Annotated in this window: 16 protein-coding genes; 12 read left to right on the top strand and 4 right to left on the bottom strand. The window is 61.2% G+C overall.

The genetic code is table 11. The features are described from left to right. Positions 1-138: 138 nt before the first annotated feature. The 4 genes from speA to ACA065_RS03155 all read right to left on the bottom strand — a co-directional run bounded on the left by speA (position 139) and on the right by ACA065_RS03155 (position 4357). Positions 139-2052, bottom strand: coding sequence for an arginine decarboxylase (gene speA / locus ACA065_RS03170; RefSeq protein WP_497693279.1), 1914 nt, complete (start codon positions 2050-2052; stop codon positions 139-141). Between the two features lie 143 nt (positions 2053-2195). Next, the gene (locus ACA065_RS03165) at positions 2196-2567 is read right to left on the bottom strand and encodes a translation initiation factor Sui1 (protein WP_497693278.1); all 372 of its coding nucleotides are present in this window, start codon (positions 2565-2567) and stop codon (positions 2196-2198) included. Positions 2568-2749: 182 nt separating this feature from the next. After that, the gene (locus ACA065_RS03160) at positions 2750-3286 is read right to left on the bottom strand and encodes an NUDIX hydrolase (protein WP_497693277.1); all 537 of its coding nucleotides are present in this window, start codon (positions 3284-3286) and stop codon (positions 2750-2752) included. Positions 3287-3289: 3 nt separating this feature from the next. After that, complete coding sequence (locus ACA065_RS03155; protein ID WP_497693276.1) at positions 3290-4357, bottom strand: DUF2333 family protein; 1068 nt, start codon at positions 4355-4357, stop codon at positions 3290-3292. 298 nt (positions 4358-4655) lie between these two features. Between ACA065_RS03155 and ACA065_RS03150 the strand changes: the two genes are divergently transcribed. The 12 genes from ACA065_RS03150 (at position 4656) to ACA065_RS03095 (ending at position 20920) form a co-directional block, all read left to right on the top strand. Next, on the top strand, positions 4656-6326 hold the full coding sequence (locus tag ACA065_RS03150; RefSeq protein WP_497693275.1) for a diguanylate cyclase: 1671 nt from the start codon (positions 4656-4658) through the stop codon (positions 6324-6326). Positions 6327-7792: 1466 nt separating this feature from the next. After that, on the top strand, positions 7793-8341 hold the full coding sequence (locus ACA065_RS03145; RefSeq protein WP_497695291.1) for a methyl-accepting chemotaxis protein: 549 nt from the start codon (positions 7793-7795) through the stop codon (positions 8339-8341). A gap of 297 nt (positions 8342-8638) precedes the next feature. Further along, the gene (aroQ, locus tag ACA065_RS03140; RefSeq protein ID WP_497693274.1) at positions 8639-9094 is read left to right on the top strand and encodes a type II 3-dehydroquinate dehydratase; all 456 of its coding nucleotides are present in this window, start codon (positions 8639-8641) and stop codon (positions 9092-9094) included. 24 nt (positions 9095-9118) lie between these two features. Beyond that, positions 9119-9580, top strand: coding sequence for an acetyl-CoA carboxylase biotin carboxyl carrier protein (gene accB, locus ACA065_RS03135; RefSeq protein ID WP_034117521.1), 462 nt, complete (start codon positions 9119-9121; stop codon positions 9578-9580). A gap of 17 nt (positions 9581-9597) precedes the next feature. Next, a complete protein-coding gene (gene accC / locus ACA065_RS03130; protein ID WP_497693273.1) occupies positions 9598-10959 on the top strand; it encodes an acetyl-CoA carboxylase biotin carboxylase subunit in 1362 nt (453 codons plus the stop codon). Between the two features lie 281 nt (positions 10960-11240). Continuing rightward, the gene (gene prmA / locus ACA065_RS03125) at positions 11241-12119 is read left to right on the top strand and encodes a 50S ribosomal protein L11 methyltransferase (protein WP_497693272.1); all 879 of its coding nucleotides are present in this window, start codon (positions 11241-11243) and stop codon (positions 12117-12119) included. Between the two features lie 30 nt (positions 12120-12149). Further along, positions 12150-13403, top strand: a complete 1254-nt coding sequence (locus ACA065_RS03120; protein WP_497693271.1) for a DUF3426 domain-containing protein — start codon at positions 12150-12152, stop codon at positions 13401-13403. A gap of 185 nt (positions 13404-13588) precedes the next feature. Then, positions 13589-14602 (top strand): tRNA dihydrouridine synthase DusB, encoded by a 1014-nt coding sequence (dusB, locus tag ACA065_RS03115; protein ID WP_497693270.1) that lies wholly within the window; start codon positions 13589-13591, stop codon positions 14600-14602. Further along, entirely contained in the window at positions 14599-14919 is a 321-nt protein-coding gene (fis, locus tag ACA065_RS03110) for a DNA-binding transcriptional regulator Fis (RefSeq protein WP_003221275.1), read from the top strand. The genes dusB and fis overlap by 4 nt, the downstream gene beginning before the upstream one ends. 81 nt (positions 14920-15000) lie before the next feature. Next, positions 15001-16608, top strand: a complete 1608-nt coding sequence (gene purH, locus ACA065_RS03105; protein WP_497693269.1) for a bifunctional phosphoribosylaminoimidazolecarboxamide formyltransferase/IMP cyclohydrolase — start codon at positions 15001-15003, stop codon at positions 16606-16608. Positions 16609-16738: 130 nt separating this feature from the next. Further along, positions 16739-18031, top strand: coding sequence for a phosphoribosylamine--glycine ligase (gene purD, locus ACA065_RS03100; RefSeq protein ID WP_497693268.1), 1293 nt, complete (start codon positions 16739-16741; stop codon positions 18029-18031). A gap of 117 nt (positions 18032-18148) precedes the next feature. Further along, complete coding sequence (locus ACA065_RS03095; RefSeq protein WP_497693267.1) at positions 18149-20920, top strand: hybrid sensor histidine kinase/response regulator; 2772 nt, start codon at positions 18149-18151, stop codon at positions 20918-20920. The last annotated feature ends 92 nt before the right edge of the window (positions 20921-21012 follow it).

The raw sequence follows: 21012 nt of genomic DNA, 5'->3' as shown, positions 1-21012 counted from the left end.
TACCAAACGAAAATCTAAATGTGGGAGCCGGGCTTGCCCGCGATGCAGGCACCGCGATCGACCAAACAGTCCGCGGTGATGCTATCGCAGGCAAGCCAGCTCCCACACAAGCCCGGCTCCACATTAAGAGCCGGGCAGTTACGAAGACAAGTACGAAGACCGCGTCAAACCAAGACGCAGCGCGTCCAGGAACTGCGTGCGCTCACTGGCACTGATCTTGGCGCTCGCGCACTTGTCACGGTAATGCGTCATCAGTTCCTCCGGCGACAAGTGCACGTAGCGCAGCATGTCTTCGATGGTGTCGTGGGTCTCGATACCGGCGCTGTACACCGAACCGTCTTCACGCTGGTAGATGTTCACCGAGTCGGTGTCACCGAACAGGTTGTGCATATCACCGAGAATCTCCTGGTAAGCGCCGACCAGGAAGATGCCCAGCAGGTAGTCTTCACCTTCGTTCAAGGCGTGCACCGGCAAGCTGGTCTCGATGCTCTGCTCGTCGACGTACTGCTTGATCTTGCCGTCGGAGTCGCAGGTCAAATCCTGCAGCACGGCGCGGCGCAGCGGCTCTTCGTTGAGACGGTGCAGCGGCAGGATCGGCAATACCTGGCCGATAGCCCAGGTGTCCGGCAGGCTCTGGAATACCGAGAAGTTGCAGATGTACTTGTCGGCGAGCTTGTCGTTGAGCTCGTCGAGCACTTGGCGGTGCGAGCGTTGACGGGCTTTGAGCGAGTCGTGCAGGCGACGGCACACGGCAAAGTAGCACTGCTCGGCCAGGGCTTTTTCGGCCAGGGTGATCTTGCCGTCAGCGTACTGGGTGGCCACGTCGCTCATGTAGTGCGTGGCGCGCCAGTAGGTTTCGGTGACCATCTCAATGTCGGTCGGGCCCAACAGGTCGACCAGCCACTGCACGGTTTCCGGCAGGTTTTCCTTGTTCTCGATCAGCGGGATTTCGTCGTTGTGTTTCTCGACGTCGGTGACTTGCACCACCAGCATGGCATGGTGGGCGGTCAGGGAACGGCCGCTTTCGGAAAAGATGTTCGGGTGCGGCAGGCTCTGCGCGTCGCAGAATTCCTTGAGCATGCCCACAACCACACCGGCGTAGTCGTCCATGTCGTAGTTGATCGAGCTGGCGTTACGCGAGTGCGTCCCGTCGTAGTCCACGCCCAGGCCACCACCGACGTCAATGTGGTCCACCGGCAGGCCGAGGTTGCGCAGTTCGCCGTAGTAACGAATGGCTTCCTTGAACCCGTGCTGGTAGTCGGCCAGGTTGGCGATCTGCGAACCCATGTGGAAGTGCAGCAGGCGGATGCCCTGGTCGAGGCCGGCGTCGCGGAAGCGCTCGACCACCGACAGCAGTTGCGCCGCCGACAAACCGAACTTGGATTTCTCGCCACCGGTGTCTGCCCATTTGCTCGACGCCAGGGACGACAAGCGCACGCGCAAGCCAACCTGTGGCTTGACCTTGAGGTTGGCCGCCTCTTCGATCACCAGCGCCACTTCGGATTCTTTCTCGATCACGATGAACACATTGTGGCCGAGCTTCTGGCCCATCAGCGCCAGGCGGATGAACTCACGGTCTTTGTAACCGTTGCACACGATGGTGCCGCCCTTCGGTGCCAGGGCCAGCACGGCCAGCAGCTCAGGCTTGGAACCGGCTTCCAGGCCGATGGACACGTCCTGGGTGGCAATGATGTTCTCGATCACCGCTTCCTGCTGGTTCACCTTGATCGGGTACAGCGCGGTGTACTTGCTCTGGTACTCCAGGCGCTCGATGTTGGCGTCGAAGGCACCGGTCAACTGGCGCACGCGGTCTTGCAGGATGTCGGGGAAGCGCACCAGCAGCGGCAAGGACAGGCCGCTTTTACGCAGCTCGTCGACTTGCTCGTACAGGTCGACAGGTGTGCTGTTCGGGCCGTTCGGACGGACTTCAACGCGACCGGCTTCATTGATCGCGAAATACCCGGCCCCCCAATGGCGAATCCCGTAAACACTGCGGCTGTCCGCAACTGTCCATTGGCTGCCATCGTCTTTGCGTGTGCGTCGTACGGACATCGAAGTCCCCTATAAATGAAGGCGAAGGCGCCGCCCCTGGTTTGAGGCTGGCGCAGTCTAAAGAATGAAAATGACGATTTGCCTGTAAGCAGGTAAGACCTCACTCGCAGGACAGAGTTTAGACACAGGTTGGGAAGAGGCTTTCAGCCGCCGGACTTCTTGGCCTTGTACCCGAGCTTGATCAGCTCGGCCAACAGCAACTCGACGTGATCGCCCTGAATCTCGATGACCCCGTCTTTCAACGCGCCACCGGTGCCACAACGTTTTTTCAGCGCAGTGGCCAATTCCTTGAGAGCGTCTTCTGCAAGCGGCGCGCCGGTGATGGTGGTCACCGTCTTGCCGCCACGGCCTTTGCTCTCGCGTCGCACGCGGGCAATACCGTCGCCTTCAGGGATCAGGGTTTGTTTGCAGATGCACGCGTCCACGGGCTGACGACAGTCCGGGCAGTGTCGACCTGCGTCGGTGGAAAATACCAGGCCACCAAGGGCGGCGAAGGATGCGGCTTTTTTGGCCACCGGCAATCCTCTTGGGAGGACAAAGACTGATCGGTGCTCGCCAGGCGCATCACCGACCGCGAAGCCCCACTCAGGCAGGGGCAGCGCTACCGAACCACAAAGGTGGTTCGGGTGAAAAGTCGCGCAGTGTAACGGCAAAAAGCCGACTTGCTAAGGGCCAAATAGCGCCAATTTATGCAACTTTAGCGACGCGAGGCCAGATAGCGCCGCAAGCCCTCTTGAGCGTCCGGGCAGTAAGGTTTTTGCTCAGCTTCCTGTAGGACAATTTCAAGGGGTAAAAAACGCGCTTCCATGACCTCTTCAGGCTGCAGGTGCAACGGGCCGTCCCAGATTGCGGAATAGGATTTGCACCAGAGCCGGCTGTCGCTCTCCTCGAAGTAGAAATGGTCATGCTCGACCAGTTTCACGCCGCGAACCCCGAGTTCTTCTTCCAGCTCACGGGCCGCCGAATCGGCGTAGCTCTCGCCGGCCGCGACCATGCCACCGGCCGCCGTGTCCCAGAAACCCGGATACAAGGCTTTGCTCAGGGTGCGCCGGTGCACACACAGCTCACCGGCTGAATTGAACAGGAAGATAAAGGTGCAACGGCCGATCAGGCCGCGCTTGCGCAGGTCGGACCTGACGAGGTGGCCGAGCAGGTTGTCCTGCTCGTCGACCCAGCAGATCAGTTCAGCATCGGAGGCCACACGGTGTGCGGCCTCCTTTTGAGTAGCGTCCATCAATCACCCCTGGTTGAGGAGCTGACGCAAATCTATAACTGCAGCGTTTGCCCGGGAAATATAGTTGGCCATGACCAACGAGTGGTTGGCGAGGATGCCAAAGCCACTGCCGTTAAGAATCATAGGGCTCCAAACCGGTTCCTGCGAGGCTTCCAGCTCACGAATGATCTGGCGCACGCTGACGGTGGCGTTTTTCTTGGCCAGTACGTCGGCAAAGTCGACTTCGATGGCGCGCAGCAAGTGGGACAAGGCCCACGCCTGGCCACGGGCTTCGTAGAACACGTTGTCGATCTGCATCCATGGCGTTTCCACCACTTCTTCATCGACTTGCGGCACTTCACCCGGCGCCAGGGCTTCGGTTTTCAGTGCGGTGTTCAGCTTGACCCGGCCAACACTGGCCGACAGGCGTTGCGACAATGAACCCAAACGGGTGGCGACATCGCCCAACCAGTTGTTCAGGTTGTCGGCACGCGCATAGAACAGCGCGCCGCGCTGGTTGGGGTCCGACAGGCGCGCTTCGTAGCGGCTCAGGGAATTGATGCCTTCCTGGTATTCCGACTCGCTGGACGGCAGCACCCAGCTCTTGTTGTCAAAGTTGAAACGCGGCTCGGCCTTGGCCAAGTCAGCGTCTTCAGCCGACTGCGACTGGGAGCGTGCGAAGTCTTTACGCAGGGCGCGGGTCAGGTCACGCACCTGCACCAGCACGCCGTATTCCCAGCTCGGCATGTTGTCCATCCACAGGCCTGGCGGGAAACGGTCATTGGAAATGTAGCCACCGGGCTTGTTCAGCAAGGTGCCGACCACGGTCTTGAGGGTTTCGACGGTGGTGTAACCCACCACCATCTGCTTGCCTTCCTTCTCGGCGGCAAGCTGGGCATTCTGCTGGACCGGGAACAGCGCCGGCTCCTCGCTCCAGTACCAACCCAGGGCGCCGGTGACCAACAGGTACAAGCCCAGCACGCTGAGCACGGCTCGGCTCATCACCAGGTTGCGAACGTAGCTACGGTTGGCCGACTTGGGCTCAGGGGCGGGGCCTTTGGCACTGCCTGCGCGGTTTTTCCAGTCCAGCATGGCGATATCCTTTCAATCACTTGAGTTCATGCACGTCATTTGTCCGGGTGCGTTCAAACACTCCGACCACAACCCTACCCCATCGTGCCCATCGGTGCGGGGCTTTTAACCAAAGTGGCGCGCCACAGATGTTCGACTATAAAGCATGCACGCTTTTTACGTAGCGCGACCACAAAGTCAAAAACTGAATACGACAGACTTGTACTTAATTGACGTATGACACTCATGGAGAAGAAAAGAGGTGCTAGCATAGAGCCATCAGTCGACCTCAGCATGCACCCTAACTAGTAGTCAGGATATGACCGAGTCAGAAGACCCCAGCCGTGAGCGTCTCAAGCACCATTTTGCCCAGCGGGTAATTCATCAGGCACGTCAAATTCTTGAGATCTGGCAACGCCTGCAACGCAGCGAATGGTCGAACACCGACTTGTCCGAGCTCAGCGAAGCCAACCTGCGCCTGCTGCGCTTTGCCGAGCGTTTCGAACAGCCGGAGCACGGTCAGCTGGCGCGGCATATTGGCGAATCGCTCAAGGCGGTCGACGAAAATCGCGGCCGCCTGAGCAGCCAGGTCATCACCGAACTCAATCGCCTGATGCAGCGCCTGTCCCGCACCGGCCTGCGCCAGGGTGATCAACTTGAGCAAACCTTCCTGCCGCCGATGCGCAAACCGATCTACGTGATGCTGGCCGATCACGACCGTGCCGAGCGCCTGGCCAAGCAGCTGGAATTCTTTGGCATGAGCGCCCAGCCACTCGACAGTGTGGCGGCGTTTCGCGCCTCCTTGGCCGAGCGCCTGCCCTCGGCGATTGTGATGGACGTGGATTTCTGCGGCCCGGGTTTAGGCCTCACGCTCGCCGCCGAAGCCCAGGAAGGCCTGGAACAAAAGCTGCCGCTGCTGTTTTTCAGCCTGCATGAAACCGACACCCCGACGCGCCTGGCCGCCGTGCGCGCCGGCGGCCAGGAGTTCCTCACCGGCACCCTCGAAGCCTCGAGCCTGCTGGAAAAAATCGAAGTGCTGACCTGCGTCGCGCAGTACGAGCCTTATAAAGTCTTGATCATCGACGACTCGCGTGCCCAGGCGCTGCACACCGAACGCCTGCTCAACAGCGCCGGCATCGTCACGCGCACCTTGATCGAGCCGATCCAGGCCATGGCCGAGCTGGCGGATTTCCAGCCGGACCTGATCATTCTCGACATGTACATGCCCGCCTGCACCGGCACCGAGCTGGCCAAGGTGATTCGCCACAACGACCGTTACGTCAGCGTGCCGATTATCTACCTGTCGGCCGAAGACGACCTGGACAAGCAGCTGGACGCCATGAGCGAAGGCGGCGACGACTTCCTCACCAAGCCGATCAAGCCGCGCCACCTGATCACCACCGTGCGCAACCGCGCCGCCCGCGCGCGCCACCTCAAGGCGCGAATGGTCCGTGACAGCCTGACCGGGCTGTACAACCACACCCACATCCTGCAACTGCTCGAAGACTGCAGCTTCCGCGCGCGCCGCGAGAACAAGCCGTTGAGCTTTGCCATGCTCGACATCGACCACTTCAAGCGGGTCAATGACAGCCACGGCCACCCCATGGGCGACCGCGTGATCAAGAGCCTGGCGCTGTTTCTCAAGCAGCGTTTGCGCAAGACCGACTACATCGGCCGCTACGGCGGTGAAGAATTCGCCATCGTGATGCCCGACACCGACCTGGAATCGGCCTGCAAGGTGCTGGACGAAATCCGCGGGCGCTTTGCCGAAATCCATTACCCGGCCCAACCGCAGGATTTGTGGTGCACCTTCAGCGCCGGGTTGGTGGAGCTGTGCGACGGTTCCGACAGCCTGATGATGGCCGCCCAGGCGGATGAGGCGCTGTACCGCGCCAAGCACGCTGGGCGTAACCGCGTGCAAGCCGCGCGCACGTCAAAGCAAAGTGCCACCTTTTCACCGGAATTCACTGATTCCGTCATAACTTTGTAATGGAAACGCAATAACTTCAGGCACTTATCTTCTGCTGTCGGTTGAAACCACGCATGCGCCTGAAGCTGCTGACCAATCTGAATACCCTTCTTCTGGTGGCCGTATGCCTGGCCCTTGGCGCGACGCTGTGGTGGTCGCAACGGGCGCTGGAACGCCCGTATTTGCTGATGGAACGCTACCTGGGCCTGTCGCAAACCTTTCAGAACCAGGCCGCGCGCAACATCGACGACTACCTGGCCAGCGGCGACGCCCTGCGCTTGAGCGGTGCCGGCCAGAGCCTGGAAAACCTCTTGCAGCATTTGGATGAATTACCGGCTGACCTTGCGCAAAACCTGCGCCCCAGCCTGGTCGACCTGGACACCTTCAGCAAAACCGAGCTGCTCGCCGCCGGCAAGCTGGCTGGCGACCCGCAAGCGTTGTTGCTGCAAGCCGAGCGCGAATTGGGCGCGAACCTGGAGCAATTGAGCCAGTACGCCATGGGCGTCAACTCACCCGACGCTGCACGTTACTTGCCGCCGCTGCTGGCCGCGGCCCAACACCTGGGCAAACTGTCCCTGGCCCGCGACAAGTTGGTGAGCAGCGGGCGCGCGGAATTGGCCGCTGATGTGGAGCGCGAAGTCGCCAGCATCCGCACCCAGGCCGACCTCTTGGCGCAGTTACCGTTGCTGGGCGTAAAGGCCAGCGCCGAAACCAGCACCGATGACTTTTCCGCGATGATGGGCCTGGAAAACAGCGAAAAAGCTGAGGTGCAGGACACCGGCGTCGACCTCAAGCGCGAACTCAACAGCCTGCTGACCCGCTACCCCGCCGAACTCAAACGCACCCGCGACCAAATCCAAACGCGCACCGCGCTGGCCGACAGCACCCACTTGAAAATCGCCGCCGTGCAACACGCCATCGCGGGCCTGGAGCCGGTGGTGCGCGCGCAACATGGCAAGATCCAGGGCGAAGTACGCCTGATGCAAGGCCTGATGATTGGCCTGATCCTGCTGATTGCGCTGCTGATCGACACCCTGCAACGGCGCCTGGCTCGCGTGTTGACCAACCTGGCACCGGCCTTGTCCACGTGGGCCGAAGGCGACTTCAGCCAGCCGATTGCCTTGGGCAAGACCAACCGTGAACTGCACGATATCGAAGCCTCGCTTAACCGTCTGCGCGCTTATTTGGTGGACCTGGTCGGCACCATTCGCGGCAATGCCGAAGAAGTTGCCGGCAGCAGCCGCGCGCTCGCCGAGCTGAGCAGCGGGCTGCACGACGGTGCCGAGCGCCAGGCAGGGGACACCGCGCAGATCCGCGACTCGCTGGGCGAACTGGAGGCGACAATCCAGCAAGTGGCCGGTGATGCCAGCCAGGCGGCCGATGCCAGCCGCAGCGCAGGCGAGGCCGTGGAACAGGGCCAGCGGGTGATCGGCCTGAGCCTGACCGGGTTGCATGCCTTGGTCGGTGAAGTGCAGCAAAACGCGCAGATGATCGAAAAACTCGCCGAGGAGTCCGCCACCATCGGCGGTGTGCTGACGGTGATTCGCGCGATTGCCGACCAGACCAACCTGCTTGCGCTGAACGCTGCCATCGAAGCCGCACGTGCCGGTGAAGCCGGGCGTGGGTTTGCCGTGGTCGCCGATGAGGTGCGCTCGCTGGCCCAACGCACCGCGGGCGCCACCGCCGAAATCCAGAGCCTGATCGCCGGCCTGCAAACCGCCGCCCACCAATCGGTGCAAGGCATGCGCGCCCAGGTCGAACACGCCGAAGCCACCGCCCAGCAAGCCCAGGCGGCGGATGGCGCGCTGGATGAAATTGTCGGGGCGATACAGACGATTTCCGAGACAGCGGTGCGCATCGCCGATGTGACTGCGCAGCAGAGTGGTGCCGTCAGCGAGATTCGCGATAACAGCGAGCGGATTCACCAGTTGGGTGAGGACAATTTGCTGCGAATCGGCCAAGGGCGTCGCCAAGGCGAACACTTGCTGGTGCTGGGTGGCCAGCTCAATACGGCCGTGCAGGCTTTCCGCGTCTGACCCCCGACCTCTGCTTTGATGGAGATCAATTGTGGGAGCTGGCTTGCCTGCGATGGCGGTATGCCTGTGCAAGATGGGCTGCCTGATCCACCGCTATCGCAGGCAAGCCAGCTCCCACATTGGATCCGCGCCGATTTCGGAGCGTATTACCCATGACCGGAATCTGAGCCACGGTCACAAATTTTGCGCAATCCTCGCTAATCGTGCTGCCTACTGCATAGAACTGGACAGTCACAAAGGCTTTGCGGCATAGTCGCCGGGTTCTGCCGTACCTCTATCAATAACAAGGAACAGCCGATGGCGACCTTACTGGTTCTTCACGGACCCAATCTGAACCTGCTTGGCACCCGCGAACCGGGCGTCTACGGGGCAGTGACCCTGGAGCAGATCAACCTGGATCTGGAACGCAGGGCACGTGAAGCCGGCCACCATTTGCTCTACCTGCAAAGCAATGCCGAGTACGAATTGATTGATCGCATCCATGCCGCGCGCAGCGAAGGCGTGGACTTTATCCTGATCAATCCCGCCGCATTTACGCACACAAGTGTTGCATTACGTGACGCGCTGCTGGCGGTGAGCATCCCATTCATCGAAGTGCATTTGTCGAACGTGCACAAACGCGAACCTTTCCGCCATCACTCTTACTTCTCCGACGTAGCGGTAGGAGTGATCTGCGGCCTTGGCGCCAGCGGTTACCGACTGGCCCTGGAGGCCGCCCTGGAACAGCTTGAACAACCGGCCAAGCGCCCCTGACCGACCCTTGGGAGTTGATGATTCATGGATATCCGTAAAGTTAAGAAACTGATCGAACTGCTGGAAGAATCCGGTATCGACGAGCTGGAAATCAAGGAAGGCGAAGAGTCCGTACGGATCAGCCGTCACAGCAAAACCCCGGCTCAACAGTTCTACGCACCGCAAATGCAAGCGCCAGCGCCGGCCGCTGCTGCTCCGGCCGCCGCACCTGCTGCCGCTGCTCCAGCCGCTCCGGCTGCGCCGGTACTGAACGGCTTCGTGGTCAAGTCGCCAATGGTCGGTACGTTCTACCGCACCCCGGCACCCACCTCGCCAGCCTTCGTTGAAGTCGGCAAGACTGTGAAAGTGGGCGACACCATCTGCATCGTTGAAGCGATGAAGATGATGAACCACATCACGGCTGAAAAAGCCGGCGTCATCGAATCCATCCTGGTAGAAAACGGTCAGCCGGTTGAGTACGACCAGCCGCTGTTCACCATCGTTTGAACCGCGGAGCGCCTTCGATGTTGAAACCTGCGAAGAAACTGCAAAAAGTCCTGATCGCCAACCGCGGCGAGATCGCGCTGCGTATCCTGCGCGCCTGTAAGGAAGAGGGCATCAAGACCGTCGCTGTTTACTCGACGGCCGATACCGAATTGATGCACGTGAAACTGGCGGACGAGAGCATTTGCATCGGCCCGCCACTGGCGACCAACTCGTACCTGAAAGTCTCCAACATCATCGCGGCCGCTGAAGTGACCGGCGCTGATGGCATCCACCCAGGCTACGGTTTCCTTGCGGAAAACGCCGATTTCGCCGAACAGGTGGAAAAATCCGGGTTTGCCTTCATTGGCCCGAAAGCCGAAACCATTCGCCTGATGGGCGACAAGGTATCGGCCAAGGACGCCATGATCGCCGCCGGTGTGCCAACCGTTCCAGGTTCCGACGGCCCGCTGCCTGAAGACGAAGAAACCGCTCTGCGCATTGGTCGCGAAGTCGGCTACCCGGTGATCATCAAGGCCGCCGGTGGCGGTGGTGGTCGCGGCATGCGCGTGGTGCACAAGGAAGAAGACCTGATCGAAGCCGCCAAGCAGACTCGCTCCGAAGCGGGCGCCTGGTTCGGCAACCCGATGGTCTACCTGGAGAAGTACCTGACCAACCCACGTCACGTGGAAGTGCAGGTGCTGTCCGACGGCCAAGGCCACGCCATCCACCTGGGCGACCGCGATTGCTCGCTGCAACGTCGTCACCAGAAGGTACTGGAAGAAGCACCGGCACCGGGCCTGGATGAAACCGCGCGCCAGGAAGTTCTGGCTCGTTGCGTCAAGGCCTGCATCGACATCAACTACCGTGGCGCCGGTACGTTCGAGTTTCTTTACGAGAACGGCCGTTTCTACTTCATCGAGATGAACACTCGTGTGCAGGTAGAGCACCCGGTGTCGGAGATGGTTACCGGTATCGACATCGTCAAGGAGATGCTCAGCATCGCCGCAGGCAATGTGTTGTCCTTCACCCAGGACGACGTGAAGATCCACGGCCACTCCCTGGAGTGCCGGATCAACGCCGAAGACCCGAAAACCTTTATCCCAAGCCCTGGCCTGGTCAAGCATTTCCATGCTCCGGGCGGCAACGGCGTTCGCGTCGATTCGCACCTGTACAGCGGCTACAAGGTTCCGTCCAACTACGACTCGCTGATCGGCAAGCTGATCACCTGGGGCGCCACCCGCGACGAGGCCATGGCCCGTATGCGTAACGCCCTGGACGAAATCGTGGTAGACGGCATCAAGACCAACATCCCGTTGCATCGGGATCTGGTTCGCGATGAAGGCTTCTGCGAAGGTGGTGTGAACATTCACTACCTGGAACACAAGCTGGCTAACCAGTAAGTGCTCCACCCAACACAGCCGCCTTCGGGCGGCTTTGTTGTTTGTGGGCCTCCGGTTTCAGGCGGATGTACACAAATCAAAATGTGGGAGCGGGCTTGCTCGCGAATGCGGTGTGTCAGTCAATGCATCTTTAACTGATCTACCGCTTTAGCGAGCAAACCCGCTCCCACATTTGGCCTGCGTTCAGTCAGCACAGTCGTCTTCTTCCCCACGCTCGCGTAAACTTGCGCCCTTTCGCAGCCCCTTCCCGCTGCACACTCATTTTTTCAAAGGTGCCCGCCATGCCTTGGCTGCAAGTCCGTCTCGCCATCAGCCCAGAACAAGCCGAAACCTACGAAGACGCTTTCCTTGAAGTGGGCGCTGTCTCGGTGACCTTTATGGACGCCGAAGACCAACCGATCTTCGAACCCGAGCTCAACACCACCCCGCTGTGGTCGCACACCCACCTGCTGGCCCTGTTCGAAGACGGCACCGATGCCGCCGCCGTGCTGGCCCATATGCAACTGCTCACCGGCAGCCCGCTGCCCGAGCACCACAGCGAAGTGATCGAAGACCAGGACTGGGAACGCAGCTGGATGGACAACTTCCAGCCGATGCGTTTCGGCCAGCGCCTGTGGATCGTGCCGAGCTGGCACGCTGCGCCTGAGCCGGACGCGGTCAACCTGCTGCTCGACCCGGGCCTGGCGTTCGGCACCGGCACCCACCCCACCACCGCACTCTGCCTGGAATGGCTCGACGGCCAGGACCTGACCGACTGCAACGTGCTGGACTTTGGCTGCGGCTCGGGGATCCTGGCAATTGCCGCCCTGCTGCTGGGCGCCAAGGAAGCCGTGGGCACCGACATCGACGTGCAAGCCCTGGAAGCCTCCCGCGATAACGCCGGACGCAACAACATCCCTGAAGGCAAATTCCCACTCTACCTGCCGGAGCAATTGCCCCAGGTGCAGGCCGATGTGCTGGTCGCCAACATCCTCGCCGGGCCGCTGGTATCGCTGGCGCCGCAGCTGTCGAGCCTGGTCAAGCCGGGCGGCCGCCTGGCGCTGTCGGGCATCCTCGCCGAGCAAGGTGAGGACGTGGCAGCGGCCTACGCCAAGGATTTCGAGCTGGACCCGATCGCCAACCGTGATGGCTGGGTACGCATCAGTGGTCGTCGGCGCTAGAATGAGCGCTTGCCTGAATCGGATGGCCGCATGACCGACAGTTTCGTCACCCAGTGCCCACATTGCCAAGCGCGCTTTCGCGTCAGCCACGCTCAATTGAACGTGGCCCGTGGCGTGGTGCGCTGCGGCTCATGCCTGCAAGTGTTCAACGCGGTGCGCCAGTTGCTGGAACAGCGCGCCAACGCGTCGGCGGCAGAACCGGAAATGCCGTCGGCCGCTGAAAAAGCCATTGAGCTCGCGCCTGAGGGGCGACGCGCCATCAGCCAGAAACAGTGGACCGCCGAAGAGCTCGACCTGGACAACCTGGACCTCGACGAAGAGCTGGCCAAGCTTGAGCGCCGCGAGATCCAGCACACTCAGCCGTTGAGCGCGGAGCGCCGGCAGGCCAGCGCTGACCGTCGGCAACCTGACGACGCGCTCAGCGCCACCCGCGGCACCGTCAAGGCCGAGGAAGAAAAATGGGCCGCCAGCCTGTTCAGCGAAACGCCCGAAGAACGCGCCCACGCACCGCAAGACCAGCCGGAACCGGCCAAGGCAGCTGCGACCAAGCAGCGCACCGAGCCTTCCATGTCGTTTCACACCGACGATCTCGACGAAGAGCCGCCACTGCGCCCCGTTCCGAACGATGACGATCTCGACCCGCCATTCACGCCTCTGGCCGCCGCTACCGACGAGCCGGGACCCGGAGAACGCCCTCAACCGCGTCGCAAGCGCCCGCGCCCCGAAGCCAGCGCTCACGACGACGTGCTCCAGGACCTGGAAGACGACCCACTGCATCTTTACGCGCAGAAACGTCCGTCCAGCTGGGGCCGCCGCCTCATTTGGATAATTCTGGTCTTGCTGGCTGCCGCGGGCCTCGCTGGCCAGTACATCGCCTACCAATTCGACGACCTGGCCCGTCAGGACGCCTATCGCCCGTGGTTCCAGCAGTTGTGCCCGACCCTGGGCTGCACCGTGCCATCACGGGTCGATATCGCACATATCAAGAGCAGTAACCTGGTGGTACGCAGCAACCCCGAGTTCGCCGGGGCGCTGGTCGTGGATGCAATCATCTATAACCGTGCCACGTTCACCCAGCCTTTCCCGCTGCTGGAGCTGCGCTTTGCCGACTTGAACGGCAACCTGATTGCCAGTCGTCGCTTCAAACCGGCCGAATACCTCAGTGGCGAGCTGGCCGGGGTGAGCGAAATGCCTTCGCAGACGCCGATCCATATCTCCCTGGATATCCTCGACCCAGGCAATAAAGCCGTGAATTACAGCCTGAGTTTTCACTCGCCCGAGTGAAGCGGCACCCACGCCGAGGTTTGACGGCAGATTATTGACTTGGCGCTGCGCAACCAAACCGGTGGCGATAAAGAAATAACTGTTCAGATTTTATCCAATTCAGCCTTTATCCAGTCATCGAGAGCGGGTATCATGCCAACCCTTTTTCGAACTCTAATGATCCGGCCCCACAACAGGGAAGTCCTATGTCGGCGGTACGCATCGGCCCATATACATTGCAAAACGGCTTGATCCTCGCCCCGATGGCGGGCGTCACCGACCAGCCCTTTCGTCAGCTGTGCAAGCGTTTGGGCGCGGGTCTAGTAGTCTCTGAAATGGTCACCAGCGACATGAGCTTGTGGAACACCCGCAAATCGCGGATGCGCATGATCCACGAAGGTGATCCCGAGCCCCGCTCGGTACAGATCGCCGGTGGGGATGCACAGATGCTGGCGGATGCGGCCCGGGCCAACGTGGAGTTGGGCGCACAGATCATCGACATCAATATGGGCTGCCCGGCCAAGAAGGTCTGCAACAAGGCCGCCGGTTCCGCGCTGTTGAAAGATGAGCAATTGGTAGCCGAGATCCTGCAGGCCGTTGTCGCCGCAGTGGATGTGCCGGTCACCCTGAAGATTCGTACCGGCTGGGACCGGGACAACAAGAACGGCCTGACGGTGGCGAAGATTGCCGAACAGGCAGGCATTACAGCGTTGGCGGTGCATGGCCGCACCCGCGCCGACCTATACACAGGTGTTGCCGAGTACGACACCATTGCCGCGATCAAGCAGGCGGTGTCGATGCCGGTCTTTGCCAATGGCGATATCGACTCAGCCGAGAAAGCCCGGCGCGTGCTGCACGCCACCGGTGCCGATGGCTTGTTGATTGGCCGGGCCGCCCAGGGGCGACCATGGATTTTTCGTGAGATCGAGCATTTTCTGCGTACCGGCGAAGTCTTGCCTGCACCGGAATTGGTCGAGGTGGAACGTATTCTGCTAGAGCATCTGGCTGCCCTGCACATCTTCTATGGAGACGTAATGGGCGTGCGCATTGCTCGCAAGCATGTGGGTTGGTATCTCGCAACCCTGCCGGGCGCCAGGGAGTTTCGCGCCGGGTTCAATCGTTTGGATGAAACGCAAGCACAGGTCACCGCCGTTCGTGAGTTTTTTGCCGAACGAGACAAGAGCCTGAGAGCAGGGGACGCAGAAGGGGTGGCCGCATGACGATGATGACCGAGACTTTAGTGAGTGGAACAGCACCCGTGAGCGACAACGTCAATTTGAAACAGCACCTCAACACGCCGAGCGAAGAAGGCCAGACCCTTCGCGGGAGTGTCGAGAAGGCGCTGCACAATTATTTCGCCCACCTTGAGGGCGCTTCCGTCACGGACGTGTACAACCTGGTGCTCTCCGAAGTCGAGGCGCCCTTGCTCGAAAGCGTGATGAACTACGTCAAGGGCAACCAGACCAAAGCCAGTGAGCTGCTGGGCCTCAACCGTGGCACCTTGCGCAAAAAGCTCAAGCAATACGATTTGCTGTAAGCATTCAATCCAACCAGAAAGGCGCCCGCGTAAAACCGGTCGCCTTTTTTGCTGACTCCTTTGCTTTTGATGGAAATTGAAATGACCGACCAGACTACCCGCCTGCCGATCCGCCGTGCCTTGATCAGTGTTTCCGACAAGACCGGGATCCTCGAATTTGCCCGGAGCTTGCAGCTTCTTGGCGTGGAAATCCTCTCCACGGGCGGGACCTTCAAACTGCTGCAGGACAACGGCGTGGCCGCAGTAGAAGTGGCGGACTACACCGGTTTCGCAGAAATGATGGACGGTCGGGTCAAGACCCTGCACCCAAAAATCCACGGCGGTATTCTCGGCCGTCGCGGTATCGACGACGCCATCATGACCGAGCACGGCATCAAGCCGATCGACCTGGTGGCCGTTAACCTCTACCCGTTCGAAGCCACCATCAACAAGCCAGGCTGCGACCTGCCGACCGCCATCGAAAACATCGATATCGGCGGCCCGACCATGGTTCGCTCGGCAGCCAAAAACCACAAAGACGTGGCCATCGTGGTTAACGCCAGCGACTACGCCAACGTGCTCGAAAGCCTGAAAGCCGGTGGCCTGACCTACGCCCAGCGTTTCGACCTGATGCTCAAGGCGTTCGAACACACCGCCGCCTACGACGGCATGATCGCCAACTACATGGGCACCGTGAACCAGGCCGCCGAAACCCTGAGCACAGAAGGCCGCAGCCAGTTCCCGCGCACCTTCAACAGCCAGTTCACCAAGGCCCAGGAAATGCGCTACGGCGAGAACCCGCACCAGAGCGCGGCGTTCTACGTGGAAGCCAAACCGGCCGAAGTGGGCATCGCCACCGCGACCCAGCTGCAAGGCAAAGAGCTGTCCTACAACAACGTGGCCGACACCGACGCCGCGCTGGAATGCGTGAAGAGCTTCGTCAAGCCAGCCTGCGTGATCGTCAAGCACGCCAACCCGTGCGGCGTGGCCGTGAGCCCGGACGCTGAAGGCGGTATCCGCCAGGCGTACGAATTGGCCTACGCCACCGACACCGAATCCGCGTTCGGCGGCATCATCGCCTTCAACCGTGAGCTGGACGCCGAAACCGCCAAGGCCATCGTCGAGCGTCAGTTCGTCGAAGTGATCATCGCGCCAAGCGTGAGTGAAGAAGCCCGCGCCATCGTTGCGGCCAAAGCCAACGTGCGCCTGCTGGCGTGCGGCGAGTGGTCGGCTGACCGTGCTGCCGCCTGGGACTACAAGCGCGTCAACGGCGGCTTGCTGGTACAGAGCCGCGACATCGGCATGATCGGCAGTGAAGACCTGAAAGTCGTGACCAAACGCGCGCCGACCGAGCAGGAAATCAACGACCTGATCTTCGCCTGGAAAGTCGCCAAGTACGTTAAATCCAACGCCATCGTCTACGCCAAGAACCGCCAGACCATCGGTGTCGGCGCCGGCCAGATGAGCCGCGTGAACTCGGCGCGTATCGCCGCGATCAAGGCTGAGCACGCCGGTTTGCAGGTAGCCGGTTCGGTGATGGCTTCCGACGCATTCTTCCCGTTCCGTGACGGCCTGGACAATGCCGCGAAAGCCGGTGTTACCGCCGTGATTCAGCCGGGCGGTTCGATGCGTGATGCAGAAGTCATCGCCGCAGCCGACGAAGCAGGCATTGCCATGGTCTTCACCGGCATGCGCCACTTCCGCCACTGACAGATCGTTCCCACGCTCTGCGTGGGAATGCCTCTACGGATGCTCTGCGTCCGAGGGACGCGGAGCGTCCGGGCTGCGTTCCCACGCGGAGCGTGGGAACGATCAACTGACAGAATTTGAGGTTTTTGAAATGAATGTTTTGATCATTGGCAGCGGTGGCCGTGAACACGCCCTGGCCTGGAAAGTAGCCCAGGACCCGCGCGTCCAAAAAGTCTTCGTCGCCCCCGGCAACGCCGGCACCGCCATTGAAGCCAAGTGCGAAAACGTCGCCATCGACGTGTTGGCCCTTGAGCAACTGGCGGATTTTGCCGAGAAGAATGTGTCCCTGACCATCGTCGGCCCGGAAGTGCCATTGGTTGCCGGCGTCGTGGACCTGTTCCGCAGCCGCGGCCTGGACTGCTTCGGCCCGACCGCGGGCGCTGCCCAGCTGGAAGGTTCCAAGGCGTTTACCAAGGACTTCCTGGCTCGCCACAAGATTCCGACTGCCGACTACCAGAACTTCACCGAGATCGAGCCGGCCCTGGCTTACTTGCGTGAAAAAGGTGCACCGATCGTCATCAAGGCCGATGGCCTGGCCGCCGGTAAAGGCGTGATCGTGGCGATGACCCTGCAGGAAGCCGAAGACGCCGTGCGCGACATGCTCGCCGGCAACGCATTTGGTAACGCCGGTTCGCGCGTGGTCATCGAGGAATTCCTCGATGGCGAAGAAGCCAGCTTTATCGTGATGGTCGACGGCAAGAACGTCCTGCCGATGGCCACCAGCCAGGACCACAAACGCGTCGGCGACGGCGATAGCGGCCCGAACACCGGCGGCATGGGTGCTTACTCCCCTGCCCCAGTGGTCACCAGCGATGTGCACAAGCGCGTGATGGACCTGGTGATCTGGCCGACCGTGCGCGGCATGGCCGAGGAAGGCAATGTGTACACCGGCTTCCTGTACGCCGGCCTGATGATCGACAAGGCCGGCAACCCGAAAGTCATCGAGTTCAACTGCCGCTTCGGTGACCCGGAAACCCAACCAGTTATGTTGCGTCTGCAGTCGAGCCTGGTGCTGCTGGTGGAAGCCGCCCTTGCTCAAGCGCTGGACAAGGTTGAAGCGCAATGGGACCCGCGCCCGAGCGTCGGCATTGTGCTGGCGGCCGGTGGCTACCCTGGCGACTACGCCAAGGGCGACGTAATTGAAGGCCTCGACACAGCTGCTACGCTGGAAGGCAAGGTGTTCCATGCGGGCACCGCGCTCAAGGATGGCAAAGTTGTAACCGCAGGTGGCCGCGTATTGTGCGCCACTGCAATGGGTGACAGTGTCGACGCTGCGCAACAACAAGCGTACAAACTGGCCGCGAAAATCGACTGGCAAGGCTGCTTCTACCGCACAGACATCGGCTACCGCGCCATTGCCCGTGAACGTGGCGAGAACCAGTAAACAGCTACTCTTACCAGTAGCTATCCGTTCGGTTAGGCAAGGGCCTGTGGCCCTTGCCGTACACATGTAACCCCGCGCATAGTTAACCCGTGCATCAACCTACGAAGGGATTTCGCCGTGCGCTGGCTCAGGATCGCCATAGGCTTCACAGTCAGTCTACTGACCCTGCTCTGCTTGTTCCCGGCCCAGGCCGCCGCGCAAGGCAGTGGCTGGGCGGTATTGCTTGATGAACAGGCCGACCTGCAACTGAGCGACATCCGTTCCGCCCGCTACACCAATCAATTCAGCCCCATCGAACTGGACCGGATCACCGCCGCAGACCCGGACGGTGCGTTGTGGGTGCGCTTCAAGCTGCAACCCGGCAAGCACGAGCAAGTGCTGCGGGTATTTGCCCCGGACCTGTCCCACCTGAGCCTCTATGTACTGGACGGCGACACCCTGGTGGAACAACAAAGCACCGGCACCCGCCAGCCCCAGGCGGAACGCCCACTGCCCAGCAGCGATTTCATGCTGCCGATGCCCCAGAGCCAGAAGCCGCTCGAGGTGTACCTGCGCTTGGTCTCGGAACACGAGCTGCGCCCCTATATCACCCTGGAACCGGCCGTACTGGCCGCCGCCGACCAGAACCAGACGCTGATCTACGGGCTGCTGTTCGGCGTGCTGTTGATGCTGATCCTGCACAACCTCACGCGCTTCGCTTACCACCGCTCGCGTAGCAGCCTATGGCTGGCCGCCTGCGAAGTACTCTTGATGCTCAGCCTTGCGCTGTTGCTCAACCTGGTGGGGCCATGGCTGCCCAACTGGCATGCGATACAGACGCCTGGCGCCTACCTCGCCCTGCTGCTGACCGCGCCGTGCGGGCTGATGTTCGCCTATCGCTTCTTCATGCCGCTGGGCCCACACCCGCTGAACAAACTGCTGATGGCCGATATCCTGTTTATCGTGCTGTGCGGCCTGTTGCTGCTGTTCGTCAACACCTTGCCGCTGAACATCATCACCTATGCACTGGTGGCCCTGGCCGGCCTGAGCATGTTGTTTGTCTCGGCCTATCACTGGCAAAAAGGCTATCGGCCGGCACGCTTGTTCGTGGCGGCGATGGTGGTGTTCAACATCGGCACACTGGTCATCCTGCCTGCCCTGCTCGGCCTGACGCTGGTGGCGCCACAAGGTTTGATCGTGACCCTGCTGGGTTTTATCTGCCTCAGCGGCTTGCTGATGAGCCTGGCCCTGGGCGAGCGTCAGCGCGCGATTGTCGAAGCGCGTTTCAGCCTCAGCCGCGATTTGGCGGCCAGCAACGCCGAGATCGCCGCCAAGGCCGAGTTCCTGGCAAAGATCAGCCACGAGATCCGCACCCCCATGAACGGTGTGCTGGGCATGACCGAGCTGCTGCTGGGCACACCGCTGTCGGTGAAGCAGCGTGACTACGTGCAGACCATCCACAGTGCCGGTAATGAGCTGCTGACGCTGATCAACGAGATCCTCGACATCTCCAAGCTGGAGTCCGGGCAGATCGAGCTGGACGACGTACAGTTCGACCTCAACGCGCTGATCGAAGACTGCCTGAGTATCTTCCGTGCCAAGGCCGAGCAGCAGAACGTCGAGCTGATCAGCTTTATCCAGCCCCAGGTGCCTCGCGTCATCAGTGGCGACCCGACGCGTCTGCGCCAAGCGTTGTTGAGTTTGCTGGAAAATGCCCTGCAAAAGACCGATGAAGGTGAAGTGCTGATCGTTGTCGCCCTCGACGAGCGCAGCACCAAGCCGCGCCTGCGCATTGCCGTGCAAGACAGCGGCCTGCCGATGGAAGCCGCCGAGCGCGATGCGTTGCTGCACAGCGAATTGCACAGCAAGAACTTCCTCTCGGCCACCCGTTTGAGCGGCCACTTGGGCCTGGTGATCGCCCGCCAACTGATCCTGTTGATGAACGGCGAGTTCGGCATCAAGAGCGGCAGCCACCAAGGCAGCACCCTGTGGCTGACCCTGCCGCTGGACCCGGAACGCCTGGAACACCCAACTTCCGACCTCGACGGCCCGCTAAAAGGCGCACGTGTGTTGGTGGTGGACGACAACGACACCTGCCGCAAAGTGCTGGTGCAACAATGCACGGCCTGGGGCCTGAACGTCAGCGCCGTACCTTCCGGCAAAGAAGCCCTGGCGTTGCTGCGCACCAAGGCGCACCTGCGCGATTACTTCGACGTGGTGCTGCTGGACCAGAACATGCCCGGCATGACCGGCATGCAACTGGCGGCGAAGATCAAGGAAGACCCGAGCCTGAACCACGACATCCTGCTGATCATGCTCACAGGCATCAGCAACGCGCCGAGCAAGATCATCGCGCGCAACTGCGGGATCAAGCGCATCCTCGCCAAGCCGGTGGCCGGCTATACGCTGAAGACCACCCTGGCCGACGAACTGACCCAGCGCAGCAAAGGCGTGGTACAGCCGCGCCCGGCCCTCAGCGCCCCGGCTGCGGTGACCGTGCCTGCCGATTTCCGCATCCTGGTGGCCGAAGACAACAGCATCTCCACCAAAGTGATTCGCGGCATGCTCGGCAAGCTCAACCTCAACCCGGATACCGCCAGTAATGGCGAAGAAGCGCTCGAAGCCATGAAGGCCCAGCGTTACGACCTGGTGTTGATGGACTGTGAGATGCCGATCCTCGATGGTTTCTCCGCCACCCAGCAACTGCGCGCTTGGGAGGTCAGCCACCAGCGTATTCGCACACCGGTGGTCGCGCTTACCGCGCACATCCTCTCGGAACATAAAGAGCGCGCACGCCAGGCAGGGATGGATGGGCATATGGCCAAGCCGGTGGAGTTGTCCCAGTTGCGTGAGCTGGTGGAGTTTTGGGTCGCGCAGCGTCAGCAGCGCCCGGAACACGCGCCGTCCTGACCTGAAATACAATCAGAATGTGGGAGCGGGCTTGCTCGCGAATGCGGCGTGTCAGTCAATGCATCTTTAACTGATCCACCGCATTCGCGAGC

Source organism: Pseudomonas sp. LBUM1640, assembly GCF_059716225.1.
This window is presented reverse-complemented; position numbering and strand designations above follow the sequence as displayed.